The organism is Rosenbergiella gaditana, assembly GCF_018494065.1.
GTDB lineage: Bacteria > Pseudomonadota > Gammaproteobacteria > Enterobacterales > Enterobacteriaceae > Rosenbergiella > Rosenbergiella gaditana.
Window position 1 is genome coordinate 57,870 of record NZ_JABBFR010000002.1, and the last position, 15,174, is coordinate 73,043.

The 15,174-nt window shown below is 47.1% G+C and carries 15 protein-coding genes; 9 read left to right on the forward strand and 6 right to left on the reverse strand.

Annotated elements, in window-relative coordinates; translation table 11 throughout:
- The first annotated feature begins 17 nt into the window (after positions 1–17).
- From rsxA to dtpA, 8 genes are all read left to right on the forward strand, one after another.
- Complete coding sequence (rsxA, locus tag HH682_RS01725; RefSeq protein WP_214235652.1) at positions 18–599, forward strand: electron transport complex subunit RsxA; 582 nt, start codon at positions 18–20, stop codon at positions 597–599.
- Positions 599–1,177 carry an electron transport complex subunit RsxB gene (gene rsxB, locus HH682_RS01730; protein WP_214236029.1) on the forward strand — a complete coding sequence of 193 codons (579 nt, stop codon included), beginning with the start codon at positions 599–601 and terminating at the stop codon, positions 1,175–1,177. The genes rsxA and rsxB overlap by 1 nt, the downstream gene beginning before the upstream one ends.
- Entirely contained in the window at positions 1,170–3,461 is a 2,292-nt protein-coding gene (gene rsxC / locus HH682_RS01735) for an electron transport complex subunit RsxC (RefSeq protein WP_214235654.1), read from the forward strand. The genes rsxB and rsxC overlap by 8 nt, the downstream gene beginning before the upstream one ends.
- The gene (gene rsxD, locus HH682_RS01740; protein ID WP_214235656.1) at positions 3,462–4,520 is read left to right on the forward strand and encodes an electron transport complex subunit RsxD; all 1,059 of its coding nucleotides are present in this window, start codon (positions 3,462–3,464) and stop codon (positions 4,518–4,520) included. It begins immediately after the preceding gene.
- Positions 4,521–4,523: 3 nt separating this feature from the next.
- Entirely contained in the window at positions 4,524–5,156 is a 633-nt protein-coding gene (rsxG, locus tag HH682_RS01745) for an electron transport complex subunit RsxG (RefSeq protein ID WP_214235658.1), read from the forward strand.
- Positions 5,153–5,857, forward strand: a complete 705-nt coding sequence (locus HH682_RS01750; RefSeq protein WP_214235659.1) for an electron transport complex subunit E — start codon at positions 5,153–5,155, stop codon at positions 5,855–5,857. The genes rsxG and HH682_RS01750 overlap by 4 nt, the downstream gene beginning before the upstream one ends.
- On the forward strand, positions 5,854–6,486 hold the full coding sequence (gene nth / locus HH682_RS01755; protein ID WP_214235661.1) for an endonuclease III: 633 nt from the start codon (positions 5,854–5,856) through the stop codon (positions 6,484–6,486). The genes HH682_RS01750 and nth overlap by 4 nt, the downstream gene beginning before the upstream one ends.
- A 238-nt stretch (positions 6,487–6,724) precedes the next feature.
- Positions 6,725–8,206, forward strand: a complete 1,482-nt coding sequence (gene dtpA, locus HH682_RS01760; protein ID WP_214235663.1) for a dipeptide/tripeptide permease DtpA — start codon at positions 6,725–6,727, stop codon at positions 8,204–8,206.
- 35 nt (positions 8,207–8,241) lie between these two features.
- Here the strand turns inward: dtpA and uhpT are convergent, their stop codons facing one another.
- The 5 genes from uhpT to anmK form a co-directional block, all read right to left on the reverse strand.
- The gene (uhpT, locus tag HH682_RS01765) at positions 8,242–9,627 is read right to left on the reverse strand and encodes a hexose-6-phosphate:phosphate antiporter (RefSeq protein WP_214235665.1); all 1,386 of its coding nucleotides are present in this window, start codon (positions 9,625–9,627) and stop codon (positions 8,242–8,244) included.
- Between the two features lie 125 nt (positions 9,628–9,752).
- Positions 9,753–10,622, reverse strand: a complete 870-nt coding sequence (pdxY, locus tag HH682_RS01770; protein WP_214235667.1) for a pyridoxal kinase PdxY — start codon at positions 10,620–10,622, stop codon at positions 9,753–9,755.
- A 49-nt stretch (positions 10,623–10,671) separates the two neighbouring features.
- Positions 10,672–11,946 carry a tyrosine--tRNA ligase gene (tyrS, locus tag HH682_RS01775; RefSeq protein ID WP_214235669.1) on the reverse strand — a complete coding sequence of 425 codons (1,275 nt, stop codon included), beginning with the start codon at positions 11,944–11,946 and terminating at the stop codon, positions 10,672–10,674.
- A gap of 129 nt (positions 11,947–12,075) precedes the next feature.
- Entirely contained in the window at positions 12,076–12,735 is a 660-nt protein-coding gene (pdxH, locus tag HH682_RS01780) for a pyridoxamine 5'-phosphate oxidase (RefSeq protein ID WP_214235671.1), read from the reverse strand.
- A 34-nt stretch (positions 12,736–12,769) separates the two neighbouring features.
- Entirely contained in the window at positions 12,770–13,891 is a 1,122-nt protein-coding gene (gene anmK, locus HH682_RS01785; RefSeq protein WP_214235672.1) for an anhydro-N-acetylmuramic acid kinase, read from the reverse strand.
- A gap of 211 nt (positions 13,892–14,102) precedes the next feature.
- Between anmK and HH682_RS01790 the strand changes: the two genes are divergently transcribed.
- Positions 14,103–14,582, forward strand: coding sequence for an outer membrane lipoprotein (locus tag HH682_RS01790; protein WP_214235674.1), 480 nt, complete (start codon positions 14,103–14,105; stop codon positions 14,580–14,582).
- A 119-nt stretch (positions 14,583–14,701) separates the two neighbouring features.
- Here the strand turns inward: HH682_RS01790 and slyA are convergent, their stop codons facing one another.
- On the reverse strand, positions 14,702–15,145 hold the full coding sequence (slyA, locus tag HH682_RS01795) for a transcriptional regulator SlyA (protein ID WP_214235676.1): 444 nt from the start codon (positions 15,143–15,145) through the stop codon (positions 14,702–14,704).
- Positions 15,146–15,174: the final 29 nt, after the last annotated feature.

Here is a 15,174-nt window from a genome sequence, read left to right on the forward strand (position 1 = left end):
TATTTAATGGCATACACATGACTGATTATCTTCTCCTCTTTATTGGCACAGTGTTAGTAAATAACTTTGTGTTAGTGAAATTTTTAGGGCTCTGTCCGTTTATGGGCGTGTCTAAAAAACTCGAAACTGCAATCGGTATGGGTATGGCGACCACTTTTGTGATTACGCTTGCGTCAATTTGTGCATGGCTGGTTAATCACCTAATTTTGGTCCCGCTTGATCTCGTCTACCTGCGGACATTGGCTTACATTTTGGTCATTGCGGTAACGGTACAATTTACTGAGATGGTGGTGTGTAAAACCAGTCCTTCTCTTTATCGTTTATTGGGGATTTTTTTACCCTTAATCACGACTAATTGTGCTGTACTCGGAGTACCTTTACTGAGCGTCAATTTGCACCATAGCTTTTTACAAGCGGCAGTCTACGGTTTCAGTGCATCACTTGGCTTTTCATTGGTCATGGTGCTGTTTGCAGGTATTCGTGAACGTCTGGTGTTAGCCAATGTACCTGCGCCGTTTAAAGGCTCGTCCATTGCCTTAGTGACTGCGGGCTTGATGGCACTGGCATTTATGGGCTTTACAGGATTGGTGAAGTTTTGATTACCGCTATTTGTATCGCAATTGTTGCTATTAGTGTATTAGGGTTAAGCTTCGGAGGACTTCTTGGCTATGCCTCTCGGCGGTTTAAAGTTGAAGAAGATCCTATCGTTGAACAAATCGACGAATTACTTCCCCAAAGCCAGTGTGGCCAATGTGGTTATCCTGGCTGTAAACCTTATGCAGAAGCTGTAGGGAACCAGGGGGAGCTAATTAATAAGTGCGCACCTGGCGGTGAGCAGACTATGCTGCGTATTGCTGAGTTATTGAACGTTGATCCTCAGCCCATCGAAGGGGACGCTGTACTCAAGCAACCGGAGAAACAGATCGCTTGGATAGACGAAAGTAACTGTATCGGTTGTACCAAATGTATTCAGGCCTGCCCAGTGGATGCTATCGTCGGGGCAACCCGAGCCATGCATACTGTCATCACCGATTTATGTACAGGTTGCGATCTCTGTGTAGCGCCTTGCCCTACCGATTGTATTGAAATGCGCCCTGTCCCTACTACTCAGGATAATTGGAAGTGGGATCTTAATACTATCCCCGTCCGTGTTATACCGGTTGATCATCATGTTTAATTTTTTCTCACGTTCACGCCCCGAGCCTATTTGGGACTTTAAGGGTGGGATTCATCCGCCTGAAATGAAGTCTCAGTCTTCAGGTACTCCATTGACTGAAGTCCCGCTACCGCAACAGTTTATCTTGCCACTTAAGCAACATATCGGCCATGAAGGGGAAATTTTAGTCTCCGTTGGTGATTACGTCTTGCGGGGTCAGCCCTTGACCTTTGGTAAGGGTAAGATGTTGCCAATTCATGCCCCGAGCTCCGGCACGGTGACAGCTATTGCGCCCCATATCACTGCGCACCCTTCGGGTCTATCCGAGATCGCGGTATTTATCCAGCCTGATGGCCTCGATCAATGGCAGAAAATGCCGATTATCCCTGATTATCAAGCCTGTGAACGCCAAAGTATTATTGAGCGTATCCATCAAGCCGGTGTCGCGGGATTAGGGGGGGCAGGGTTCCCTACCGCGACGAAAGTGTATGGTGGCTTACAGGGTGTTAATACGCTGATTATAAACGCTGCAGAATGTGAACCTTACATCACTGCAGATGATCGTCTGATGCAAGATTATGCGCTAGAGGTTTTAGAGGGGTCACGTATTTTGGGCTGGTTGCTCCGGTCTGAGAAAATTATTATCGGAATTGAAGACAATAAACCCGCAGCGATTCGTGCCTTGACCCAAGCGCTTGGCGATGCCAAGGATATTATCATCCGGGTTATCCCAACTAAATATCCCTCTGGTGGTGCGAAACAGTTAACTAAAATTTTAACTGGTCGGGAAGTCCCTAAGGGCGGACGATCGTCTGACATCGGTGTGCTAATGCAGAACGTGGGTACCGCCTTTGCCGTGAAACGCGCGGTCATTGATGGTGAGCCCTTAACTGAACGCGTCGTGACGCTGACCGGTGAAACCCTGAGCCAGCCGCGTAATGTCTGGGGCCGGTTAGGGACACCGGTTGAACATCTGCTGCACTTTGCGGGTTTTCAACCTCAACCTGATCAGATGGTGATCATGGGGGGGCCACTAATGGGCTTCACCCTTCCTGCGTTAACTGTTCCCATTATTAAGATCTCCAACTGCCTACTCGCCCCTTCACGGCGAGAGATGGGTCAACCCGAAGAGGAACAGAATTGTATTCGCTGTAGTGCCTGTGCGGATGCTTGTCCTGCTGGACTTTTACCTCAGCAGCTCTATTGGTATTGTCAAGGGGGCGATCACGATAAAGCGCGCGCCTACAACCTCAATGACTGTATCGAATGTGGAGCCTGTGCTTATGTCTGCCCAAGTAATATTCCATTGGTTCAGTACTATCGCCAAGAGAAAGCAGAACTATTGGCTATCGATATTGAAACGCAACGGACACAAGAAGCTAAAGCCCGCTTCGAAGCTCGCCAAGCGCGTTTAGAGAAAGAGAAGTTAGCGCGTGAGGCTCGCCACGCTGCCGCAAAAGCGCGTGTAACAAATACCGAGAAAGATCAGGTTAATGCTGCACTAGCTCGTGTTAAAGCCCGACAGGAAACGGCTACCGAATCCGTTACCTCAACTTCTGGCGCAGTGCCTGATAATAGCGCGGTGACCGCTCAACGCGCTGCACGTAAAGCGAAAGCTCGTGCTTATCAAGCAGAACAGCAGGCTGCACATTCTGAGGAAGACTCACGACACGCTGCGGTGGCCGCGGCAGTCGCTCGAGCTAAAGCGAAAAAAGCGCAAAGTCAATCAGATCAAGAAGAAGCCCTAGTCACTGCCGATGATTATGATAGCCAGCTTAACGCTCATCTCGTTGGCATTGAAGCCGTCACAGAACAACCCGGTGCTAGCGAAGATCCTCGTAAAGCGGCGGTCGCCGCAGCCGTTGCGCGCGCCAAAGCAAAGCGTGCGGCACAGGTACAGGCAACAGTTACCGAACCTGAAACGACGTCCGCTGAAACCGACCCGCGTAAAGCGGCGGTCGCCGCGGCCGTTGCGCGGGCTAAAGCGAAGCGTGCGGCACAGGCAGCAGAAACAATTACCGAACCTGAAACGGCTTCCGCTGAAACCGACCCGCGTAAAGCGGCTGTCGCCGCAGCCGTTGCGCGCGCCAAAGCGAAACTTGCGGCACAGGCAGCAGAAACAATTACCGAACCTGAAGCCGCTTCCGCTGAAACCGACCCGCGTAAAGCAGCGGTGGCCGCGGCTATTGCGCGCGCCAAAGCGAAGCGTGCGGCACAGGCAGCAGAAACAATGACCGAACCTGAAGCGGCTTCCGCCCAACGTTCTCACCAGACATCACAGCCTTCATCGGTATCAGAGGATTAAATGGCTTTTCGCATCGCTAGCTCTCCCTACACACATAACCGTCGTAGTACTAATCGTATAATGACGTTGGTCTTGCTTGCAGCCATTCCTGGACTCTTTGCGCAGTGGTATTACTTTGGTTGGGGAAATTTAATCCAAATAGCCATTGCTGCACTGGTTGCCTGGGGGTGTGAAGCGGCAGTTTTGCGTCTTCGTAAAAAACCAGTCCTCTCCACGCTGGCCGACAACTCCGCCCTACTCACTGCGTTGTTGCTTGGGGTGAGTATTCCCTCCTTAGCGCCTTGGTGGGTGATTGTTATCGGCACCGCATTCTGTATGATTTTCGCCAAGCAGCTTTACGGGGGGCTCGGACAAAACCCCTTCAACCCTGCCATGGTAGGTTATGTTGTATTACTGATTTCATTCCCAGTTCAGATGACTGGCTGGTTACCCCCTGAAGCGCTGCAGCATACGCCGTTAACCCTAGCTGAAACCTGGCAGATGATATTTACAGGGCATAATGCATCGGGCTTGACGTTACAGCAGCTTCAAATGGGTGTCGATGGGATTAGCCAAGCCACACCACTGGATAATTTTAAAACAGGTTTGCGAGCCGGGCACTCTGCGCAGGATCTTCTCGCCCAGCCGATCTACCATGGCATCATTGCGGGTCAAGGATGGCAGTGGATTAACATCGGTTTCCTACTCGGAGGCCTTTACTTATTAGCGTCAAAAACTATTCGCTGGCATATACCGGTGAGTTTTCTACTCTCCCTTGCGGTCTGCGCAACCTTAGGATGGGTCTTTTCTCCTAACAGCTTGGTTTCGCCAGTCATACACCTCTTTTCAGGGGCCACAATGTTAGGGGCGTTTTTTATTGCTACGGATCCTATCTCGGCCTCCACCACTGACCGTGGCCGTCTTCTTTACGGTGCTTTAATTGGTGTACTGGTCTGGTTAATCCGCAGCTTTGGTGGCTATCCCGATGGCGTAGCTTTCGCGGTATTGTTAGCCAATATCTGCGTCCCGCTTATTGATTATTACACGCAGCCTGCCGTCTATGGCCATAATAAGGAATAGGAAATGATAGACTCTATCCGTAAAAATGGTGTGATCTTGGCTATCTTTGCTGCGGTAACAACCGGTGTAACAGCATTGGTCAATGAGGTAACGAAACCTACCGTAGCAAAACAGATGGCCATACAAGAGAAAACATTACTCGACCAAGTTGTACCGCCTCATCTTTATAATAACGATTTACAAAAAGAGTGCTATTGGGTGACCAATCCAATATTGGGTGATAATCAACAACATCCGTTTTATATCGCGCGTAAGGACGGCCAACCGGTAGCCGCGGCTATTGAAACTGTCGCACCGGATGGCTACTCTGGTGCGATTAGAATGCTGGTTGGGGCTAATTTCTCAGGGACAGTTCTTGGGGTACGCGTAACGGAGCACCATGAAACGCCAGGTTTAGGCGATAAAATTGAATTGCGGATATCAGATTGGATCACGCACTTTGCGGGAGTTAACATTCATGGTCCGCAAGACAGCCATTTTGCGGTAAAAAAAGATGGGGGTGATTTTGACCAATTCACCGGTGCGACCATTACGCCACGTGCGGTAGTTAATGAGACAAAACGTACCACACTTTTAATTGCTGAATTACGGCAGAAAATTAACACGCTAGAAAAATGTGGGGATAAAGCACCATGAGTGAAGCGAAAGAACTGCTAATTGGCGGGCTGTGGAAGAATAACTCATCCTTAGTACAACTATTGGGTCTTTGCCCGTTACTGGCCGTCACCTCGACTGCTACCAATGCCTTGGGGCTTGGATTAGCCACGACTTTGGTACTGACACTGACTAATAGTGCCATTTCTCTTTCACGTCGTTGGATGCCTTCTGAGATTCGTATTCCAATCTACGTAATGATTATCGCCTCCGTCGTCAGCTGTGTTCAGCAATTGATTAACGCTTATGCCCACGGATTATATCAATCTCTTGGGATCTTCATCCCATTGATCGTCACCAACTGTATTGTCGTTGGCCGTGCTGAAGCTGTCGCCTCGCGCGCAAATGTTGGGCTTTCTGCCTTAGACGGTTTTGCTATTGGTATGGGTGCTACCTGCGCCATGGTAACCTTAGGCTCTATTCGCGAAATTATTGGCAATGGCACCATTTTTAATGGGGCTGACCAGCTATTAGGGTCTTGGGCAAAAGTACTACGTGTTGAAGTATTCCATTTTGATTCACCAATGTTATTAGCGATGTTGCCACCGGGTGCCTTTATTGGGTTAGGTATGCTACTCGCGGTTAAATATTTGATTGACCAACGGACTAAACAAGCCAGTGCGCGCAAAGCTGCACAACAAGCTCACATCGCAGAGAATAACTCAATAGGGCATGCAGGATGAATAAGCTTAAACGTCGGGAAATTTTAACTCGTCTGCGAGACAACGATCCAAACCCGACCACTGAGCTAGTGTTTAATTCTCCTTTCGAACTCTTGATCGCGGTATTATTATCCGCGCAAGCGACAGATGTCAGTGTAAATAAGGCCACTGTGGGCCTTTTTGCTCAAGCCTCTACCCCACAAGAGATGGTGGATTTAGGTGTGGAGGGGGTTAAGCGCCATATCAAGACCATAGGATTATTTAATACCAAAGCCACTAATGTGATAAAAACCTGCCAGATATTGGTTGAACAGCATCAGGGAGTGGTCCCGGAAAACCGTGAAGCCCTGGAAGCACTGCCTGGTGTGGGGCGAAAAACAGCAAATGTTGTGTTAAATACCGCCTTTGGCTGGCCAACCATTGCCGTAGACACTCATATTTTCCGCGTCGCCAATCGCACTAACTTCGCACCGGGGAAGAATGTGGATCTTGTCGAACAGCATCTTCTAAAAGTGGTTCCCGCTGAGTTTAAGGTTGATTGTCATCACTGGTTCATCTTGCATGGGCGCTATACCTGTATCGCTCGTAAACCTCGCTGCGGTTCATGTTTAATCGAAGACCTTTGCGAATACCGCGACAAAACCGACTAAAATATTTTCTGCTAGTGAATTTTATTAAAGCCTATTTACTATCGTGTGTAAGCTTTATCACATTTCTTATCACTATCAGATTACTATTTAACCATATAAGAAAAATCTCTTGCTCTGACCGTAATAATCGGACACATTACCGACTTGTCACTTTTTTACATCAATAATCTTCGTGGTTTACCCCGCGGATCACAGCAATTCCTAGCATTGTTTTAGGATTGGCAATACCGAGGTTTATGTGTCTACTGCAAACAAACAACATCATAATAACGAAGAGGTGAGTTTGAATGTTTTCAAACAGCCTAAAGCTTTCTATCTCATTTTTTCAATTGAACTCTGGGAACGTTTTGGATTCTATGGCCTACAAGCCATTATGGCGGTTTATCTCGTTAAACAGCTGGGAATGTCGGAAGCAGACTCCATCACCCTATTCTCATCCTTCAGTGCTTTGGTTTACGGTATGGTTGCCATTGGTGGCTGGTTAGGCGACAAAGTTCTTGGTACGAAACGCGTCTTAACGCTGGGTGTTATCGTATTAGCCTTAGGCTATAGTCTGATTGCCTTTTCCGGCCATCAAATTGCGCTGGTTTATATTGGGATGGCCACTATCGCCGTCGGAAGTGGTTTATTCAAAGCGAACCCTTCTTCCCTACTGTCGACCTGCTATGAGAAAGACGATCCCCGTATTGATGGTGCCTTCACCATGTTTTACATGTCGATCAATATCGGTTCCCTTGTTTCCATGATGTTGACCCCAGTACTGGCAGCGAACTATGGCTGGAGTGCCGCCTTCTCGCTCTCTGTTGTCGGCTTAATCATCACCTTATTAAATTTCCTCTTCTGCCAAGGTATGGTGAAAAATTACGGCTCCAAGCCGGACTTCGCTCCTTTACAGTGGGGCAAACTCTTTATGACCTTAGTCGGTGTGGTTATTTTAATCGCTCTTGCCACGTGGTTATTGCACCATCAAGATATCGCGCGTATGGCACTGGGTGTTATCGCCATTGGAATCGTGCTGGTATTCTTAAAAGAGACCATGCAGCTGAAAGGGGCTGACCGCCGTAAAATGATTGTTGCTTTCATTATGATGGTAGAAGCGATTGTCTTTTTCGTGCTCTATATGCAGATGCCTACGTCGCTTAACTTCTTTGCTATCCATAACGTTGAGCACCAGATTCTAGGCTTTACTTTCCAACCTGAGCAGTTCCAAGCATTAAATCCTTTCTGGATTATGCTCGCTAGTCCGTTATTAGCCATTATCTATAACAAGTTGGGCGACCGCTTACCGATGCCTTACAAGTTTTCCATCGGGATGTTCTTATGTTCTGCCGCCTTCCTCGTCTTACCCCTCGGCGCAAAAATGGCCTCGGAACAAGGTATCGTTTCAGTTAACTGGCTAATTCTCAGCTATGCCCTACAAAGTATTGGTGAGTTGATGATTTCAGGTTTAGGCTTGGCGATGGTCGCACAGCTGGTTCCACAACGCCTAATGGGCTTTATCATGGGGTCGTGGTTCTTGACTACCGCAGGTGCAGCAATGATTGCGGGTAAAGTCGCTAACCGTATGGCTGTTCCCGACAACGTTGTCGATCCACTGCAATCCCTGCAGGTATACAGCAATGTCTTTATGCAAATAGGACAATTTACGCTGGGTATCGCCATAGTGATGCTATTAGTCTCTCCGTTGTTAAAACGTATGACTCGCAACGAAAACGTCTAATGGTTAAACCCGTCCTCGGACGGGTTTTTTCTTTTCTAGCGCTGCATCCCTCTCTTCGCAATACTCCGTATTTTCTTCTCTTCGAGAATCGCCACTACCGCCATAATAATAATACAACCCATTGCCGCGGCATCCAGCGCAGCGAATGTACCCGCCCATCCTGTCATACCAAAAATAGAATGACCGTCGGCAATCATGCCTAGCCCCAATTTAGCAAAACTATCACCCACTAAGTAGGCAAAGGTCCCTTTGATCCCATCTGCTGCACTGATTGCTTTTTTGGGGACGAAGCCGACCGCTGCGACACCGATCAAAAGTTGCGGGCCAAAAACCATAAAGCCTAAGCAGAATAACGAGGTAAGGTAGACCCACTCTTCCGTGGCGTGTTGATAGACACTTAACGTAATGGTGATAAATACGAGCGCAATACAGGCCACCAACGCCCTGCGCCCGCGGGCAAGATCTGAGAGGAATCCCCAGAGTAAGGTCCCCACTAAGGCCCCCGCTTCAAATAGCGTAAATCCTTGTATGGCAACTTCCTTGGACAGTTTTAGCTCATTATAGGCGTAGACAGTTGACCATTGGTCTATTCCAATTCGCACAACGTAGAGGAAAATATTGGCAAAACAGAGTAGCCAAATGACCTTATTTTTCAGCACATAGGTCACAAAAATTTGCCACTTAGTTAGAGTTTCATCATCAGCCTCTTCGTCCTCTTCGCTTTTTGGCTCATCGAATAAGGCTTCAGTGTTCCCCAAGCCATAAGCTTCAGGGGAATCATTACCAAAGCGTAACGCGATTAACCCCACCACCAAAGCGATGATCGATGGAAAAATGAACATTCCTATTACGTGACCATTAAAGAAAAAGTGTGCCCCGAATAAGGCAACACCTGCTGCACCTGCCCCACCAAGATTATGAGAAATATTCCACAATCCTAGGTAGGTGCCGCGTTTTCCCCTTGGCGTCCATTTGGTTATCGTTGAGTAACTACAGGATCCGCCGGTACTTTGGAAAAATCCACTGAGTGAATAGCAGGCAACCATTAGCCACAATGCCACCGATCCAGAACCCATGCTTGCACTAAATCCCAACATACAGAGTGCAGAAAGTATCAGCATTAAAGGGAGGAACTGTTTAGTATTTTTCCCGTCAGCGTAGTAAGAGAGTAAGGTTTTTCCTACACCGTAGGTAATGGAGAACCCCAGCCCTATTAGCCCGAGCTGCGTTAAGCTAAGACCATAAGTAGTGACCATGTCATTTTGCGCAATATTAAAATTCTTGCGGATCAGATACATCGTCATATAACAAATAAAAACAACTAGATAAGATTGTATGAAAGGCTTAAACCACATTTTACGTCGGACACTGGCGGGTAAATCCAGCATAGGAAGGCGTTTTTGTTTCAAGCACTGCAGCATGTACCCAATCATCCATGAACGTTAAGGTGGAGAAGAGTCTAGGAGATATTCGCGGGATAAATAATGATGTTTGTCAAAACTTAAGGGTTGTGACCTTTACTAATGAGGTAAAGGTCACATTTTGGCTAGATTGTAACTTTTGAAATAGCACGAAAATGGTGGCTCGGCGTTGCTATCTCGTCTTGAGCTGCCACCAGCTGCAACTCGTATTCACCCATGCTGTGTGTTTTTAACATTACACCATAGACCGCAGCGGTAATGTGTTCCAGTGCTTGCAGGTGGCTCTTACCTTGTAAGAGATTGACTAACAATAAGCCACTGGTGAGATCACCCACCCCTACCGGCTGTCTTACCCCGAAATCAATCAACGGACGTTGGATATGTAACGCTTCATGTTTCGTAACCAACAACATTTCAAATTGATCACTGCGTAATCCAGCACGTGAAAGGTGTTTAACCAATACGACTTTAGGCCCTTTATCAATTAACGAACGACTTGCCTCAATCGCCTCATCGAGGTCATTAATGGTGCGTCCACTGAGCATTTCAAGTTCTAACAGGTTCGGTGCAACGATATCACTGGCAGGTAACGAGACCTGGCAATGGAACTCTGCTACACCGGGGGCGACAATACAGCCCTTTTCTGGATGTCCCATTACGGGGTCACAGAAATACCATGCATCAGGATTGGCTGCTTTCACTTGCTGCACAATATCCAGGATCTTCTCACCCTGTTCTGCTGAGCCTAAGTAGCCACTCAATACTGCATCACAGGTTTTTAATCGATCAATAGCCGCTATCCCCTGCACAATATCAGTGAGGTGCTCCGCAGGCATGACAGTGCCTGTCCATTGCCCATATTGAGTATGGTTGGAGAATTGAACCGTATTCAATGGCCAGACGTTAGCCCCCATACGACGCATAGGGAACTCAGCTGCGGCATTACCCGCATGACCGTAAACTACATGGGATTGTATTGCTAAGATATTTTTCATGTTTGCATGTCTATTATTATAAAAAAAAGGCCGTTTCCGGCCCCTTTTGCTATGCCCAATCAATCAGGCAATAGTGTTTTTTTCCACGACGCAATAGCGTAAATCGGCCATGTAATTTATCACTGTCTGTGAACCGATACTCAACATCCTCTTGCTTAGCGCCATTCACCGCAACGGCTTTAGAGCTAATCATTGTCCGAGCTTGACCACGAGAAGGTACCAATTCTGCAGCCACCAGAGCTTGTTGTAGATCAGCTTCTGCACTAAGGCTAATCGTTGGCATGCCGTCTTGCGCCAATTGCGCAAAATCGCTCGCCGTCAGATCGCTCAAGGTTCCTGCAAACAGGCTTTGCGTGATGCGTTGCGCTGCTTCTAATCCTGATTCGCCATGCACCATACGAGTGACTTCTTCTGCCAACACGTATTGCGCCCGCGGTGCTTTGCCACTTTGTTGATCTTCAGCTTCCAACGTATTGATCTCTTCAATACTCATAAAGGTGAAAAATTTCAGGAAGCGATAGACATCGGCATCTGCCGTGTTGATCCAAAATTGATAGAATTTATACGGGCTGGTTTTGACAGGATCTAACCAAACAGCGCCCCCTTCGGTTTTACCAAACTTAGTGCCGTCTGATTTCGTGATCAGAGGTACCGTGAGTCCAAAGACTTGCTGTTGATGCATTCTGCGGGTTAAATCAATGCCTGATGTGATATTGCCCCATTGATCTGACCCACCAATTTGCAATGCCACGCCATACTGTTTACTCAGGCAGGCAAAGTCGTAACCTTGAAGTAGGTTGTAAGAGAACTCAGTGTAGGAGATACCTTGGTCTTCACGATTTAGCCGCTGTTTGACGGCTTCTTTATTGATCATTTGGTTAACAGAGAAATGTTTACCAATATCACGTAAGAAGGTTAAAACATTCATACCGCCGAACCAATCGAAGTTGTTGGCTGCTATAGCGCTATTCTCACCGCAATCGAAATCAAGGAAGGGAGAGACTTGATGGCGAATTTTTTCAACCCACTCTTGTACCGTGTCTTCCGTATTTAATTTACGCTCGGCCGCTTTAAAGCTTGGATCACCAATTAACCCCGTGGCACCGCCGACAAGGGCAACCGGTTTATGACCGGCATCTTGAAAACGTTTTAGACAAAGCAGTGGCACCAAATGCCCCAGATGCAAGCTGTCTGCGGTAGGATCGAAGCCACAATACAGTGCAATAGGCCCTTGTGCCAGTCGCTCTGATAACGCCTTTTCATCCGTTACCTGGGCGATCAGCCCTCTTTCTTGCAATTGTTGGATAAGGTTACTACTGGTCATTAATGACTCCAAGTTGAACAGTCTGCACCTAAACTGGTACACAGTTTCCGCCACCGGCGAATAAAGTAAGTCCCATAGAATAATTCGCTACGCACAAAGGTTCCAGCTCTGAACGCATTAATTTGCGAGTTATGGCGCAAGGCGATCGATTTTCCAGCAATCATCCTGTTTTTGATAGATAAATCGGTCGTGGAGACGGTGTTTCCCCCCTTGCCAAAATTCTATCGCTTCAATAGTGACACGATACCCACCCCAAAAACTCGGGAGGGGGACCTCACCCTGCTGGTATTTTTGTTTCATCTGCTTAAAAGCCGTCTCAAGAATATTCCGCCCAGAGATGCGGCTCGACTGTTGAGAAACCCATGCGCCAATTTGACTTTCAAAAGGCCGAGAGTTGAAATAGGTCAGGACTTGTGACACCGGAAGCTTCTCGGCACGACCAATCACCATGACTTGTCGTTCCAAAAAGTACCATGGAAAATGCAGTGAAATACGATTATTCTCTTGCAGATGTTGAGCTTTACGGCTACCCAGATTGGTGTAGAAAGTCATACTATTTTCATCAAGATGTTTGAGTAGCACAATACGTTGATACGGCTGCCCTTGATTATCCACCGTCGCCACACACATTGCAGTGGGATCAGGCAATTGAGCTTCACAAGCCTGTTTTAACCACTGGTTAAATAACGTAATTGGCGTCTCGGGTAAATGCTCACGACGTAACCCCCCTAGCGTATATTCGCGACGTATGTCAGTAAGTTTGGCAAAAGGATCAGTAGATTGGCTCATTATTCGTTCACTCTTTAGCTGATGATTAATCGTATTACCTTACATCCAGAGGGTTTGCGGGGAAAATTGCCCCTAATACCGTAAAATCTTTCGCACCGGTCACTGCTGGAAGGTTACCGGGTAATCCAGACACTGTACGGTAAGCCAACCACGAAAAGGCTAATGCTTCCATATCGTCGCTGCTAATCCCCACTTCATCGGTAAGCGCGACGTGCGTGGAAGGGATTAGCAACGAGATATGTTGCATTAAGGCTTTATTATGTCCCCCACCTCCGCACACCAGCAAACGCTCCCACTCACCCTGTTGTTTAATGAGATCAGTGATACTAATCGCCGTTAATGCCAGTAATGTTGCTTGGACGTTTTCTGCCGCAATCGGACCGAAGGCTGCTAACTTATTTTCGATCCAACCGAAATTAAAATATTCGCGTCCAGTGCTCTTAGGGACCGGACGTTGAAACCAAGGATCAGCCAACATCGCCTCCAGTAGCGCTGAGTCGACCTGTCCAGAGCTTGCCCATTGACCATCTTTATCATAGGGCCGTTGTTGATGGTGCCAAATCCACGCATCCATTAAGATATTGCCTGGACCGGTATCAAAACCTCTTACCACCTCTCCTGGAGAGAGTAATGACACATTCGCTATTCCACCTATATTTAAGATGACTCTTCGTTCGCTAGGGTGAGTTAATAGTGCTCGATGGAAAGCAGGGACCAATGGAGCACCTTGCCCCCCTAATGCCATATCGCGCCGACGAAAATCGCCGACCACCGTGACCCCCGTTCGGGTAGCTATCGTATTATTGTCCCCGAGTTGCATACTGAATGGGGCATCACCCTGTGGCTCATGCCAGACCGTTTGACCGTGACAACCAATGGCGACGATATCTCGTCTTGTCAGCCCTTCACGAGCCATTAGCTGTAAAATAGCCTCACTAAAAAGACGTCCTAAGCGCGTATCCATCTGGCCAATTTGTGACAACGTCACAGATTGGCCTTGATTGATATTGAGAATTTGTTGACGAATTTCCAATGGCATCGGATGGCAATAACTCGCTTGCAATGCCACGATGTTCTGGTCGATGGCCGCAAGTACCACATCGATACCATCTAAGCTCGTCCCTGACATCACGCCAATATAACGTCCTGTTTGCATTTGACTACTCCTCTAAAAGCCGGCTCTCTTTTTGACATGTGACTCATATAAGCAAAATCATTGCAACATATTGAGTTATGGTTAAAGTTGAATAACTAAACTCTAGGCCACATTACTAAGCTAGAATCATCTTTCTAGATTGTACTATACTTAATACGATTTCTAATGCTTGCATAGTTGATAATGCACTCACTATTGAAAGGAGTTTCAAATGTTAAAACGGTTTTCAACTGTTGCCGCAGCAATCGCTGTTGCTATGACCCTAACAGGATGTGTGAATGACAATTCATTGTCTGGGGATGTCTACTCTGCTAACGAGGCTAAGCAAGTCCAAAACGTGACTTACGGTACACTTGTTTCAGTCCGCCCAGTCAAGATCCAAGGTGGTGATGACAGCAATGCAATCGGTGCAATCGGCGGCGCTGTACTCGGTGGATTCTTAGGAAATACTATCGGTGGTGGTGCGGGCAGGAGCTTGGCAACAGCCGGGGGTGCTATTCTTGGTGGCGTAGCCGGTCAAGGTGTACAAGGCGCGGTCAATACTTCAAATGGTGTTGAGCTCGAGATCCGTAAGGATGACGGCAATACTATCATGGTTGTACAAAAACAAGCCGCAACCCGTTATTCACCAGGTCAACGTGTAGCCATCGCAACCAATGGTAGCCAAGTGACGATTTCACCACGTCGTTAAGTCACTCCAATGCTTAATAATGGTATGCCCCTCTTTGGAGGGGTTTTTTTTTATCTATCGATAAATAGGTTCAAAAAGAGAAGGAGTGAGGTTGTCATCATTCATCAAGCGCTTAATTTTTAAGCTTTCAACTCATTTTTTTGAATTTCGACAATATTGACTTCTAAGCGAGCAATTAAACTCTTCAGCTGTTGTCGCTCTTGATCGGATAGCCCCTGCAAAATATCATTACGGCTTTGTACAATGACCGACTCAAGTTCTTCAATAATCGGTGCGGCTTGTTCCGTTAGAGAGATACGCTTTGCACGGCGATCTTCTGCGCAAGCAGAACGAACGATTAACCCTCTATGTTCAAGTTGATCAAGGGTTCTCACTAATGAGGGCTGCTCAATACCAATCGCCTTAGCGAGTTGAATTTGTGATTGATCAGCAGGTAATTCATGTATGTTATGTAATGTGACCCAAAGAGTCTGCGTAAGACCTAATGGCTTTAAGCGATTATCAATAATTGCACGCCATAAGCGTACCAGTCTTGCTAAGTCTGTCCCAAGTGATGATTCCATAACTTTACCTATAATTAGTTTACTAAGTA

Excerpts from the sequence above, each read along its gene's own strand:
- rsxA (WP_214235652.1), top strand. The coding sequence starts at position 18 with ATGACTGATTATCTTCTCCTCTTTATTGGCACAGTGTTAGTAAATAAC.
- rsxC (WP_214235654.1), top strand. The coding sequence starts at position 1,170 with ATGTTTAATTTTTTCTCACGTTCACGCCCCGAGCCTATTTGGGACTTT.
- rsxD (WP_214235656.1), top strand. The coding sequence starts at position 3,462 with ATGGCTTTTCGCATCGCTAGCTCTCCCTACACACATAACCGTCGTAGT.
- rsxG (WP_214235658.1), top strand. The coding sequence starts at position 4,524 with ATGATAGACTCTATCCGTAAAAATGGTGTGATCTTGGCTATCTTTGCT.
- HH682_RS01750 (WP_214235659.1), top strand. The coding sequence starts at position 5,153 with ATGAGTGAAGCGAAAGAACTGCTAATTGGCGGGCTGTGGAAGAATAAC.
- nth (WP_214235661.1), top strand. The coding sequence starts at position 5,854 with ATGAATAAGCTTAAACGTCGGGAAATTTTAACTCGTCTGCGAGACAAC.
- uhpT (WP_214235665.1), bottom strand. The coding sequence starts at position 9,627 with ATGCTGCAGTGCTTGAAACAAAAACGCCTTCCTATGCTGGATTTACCC.
- pdxY (WP_214235667.1), bottom strand. The coding sequence starts at position 10,622 with ATGAAAAATATCTTAGCAATACAATCCCATGTAGTTTACGGTCATGCG.
- tyrS (WP_214235669.1), bottom strand. The coding sequence starts at position 11,946 with ATGACCAGTAGTAACCTTATCCAACAATTGCAAGAAAGAGGGCTGATC.
- pdxH (WP_214235671.1), bottom strand. The coding sequence starts at position 12,735 with ATGAGCCAATCTACTGATCCTTTTGCCAAACTTACTGACATACGTCGC.
- anmK (WP_214235672.1), bottom strand. The coding sequence starts at position 13,891 with ATGCAAACAGGACGTTATATTGGCGTGATGTCAGGGACGAGCTTAGAT.
- HH682_RS01790 (WP_214235674.1), top strand. The coding sequence starts at position 14,103 with ATGTTAAAACGGTTTTCAACTGTTGCCGCAGCAATCGCTGTTGCTATG.
- slyA (WP_214235676.1), bottom strand. The coding sequence starts at position 15,145 with ATGGAATCATCACTTGGGACAGACTTAGCAAGACTGGTACGCTTATGG.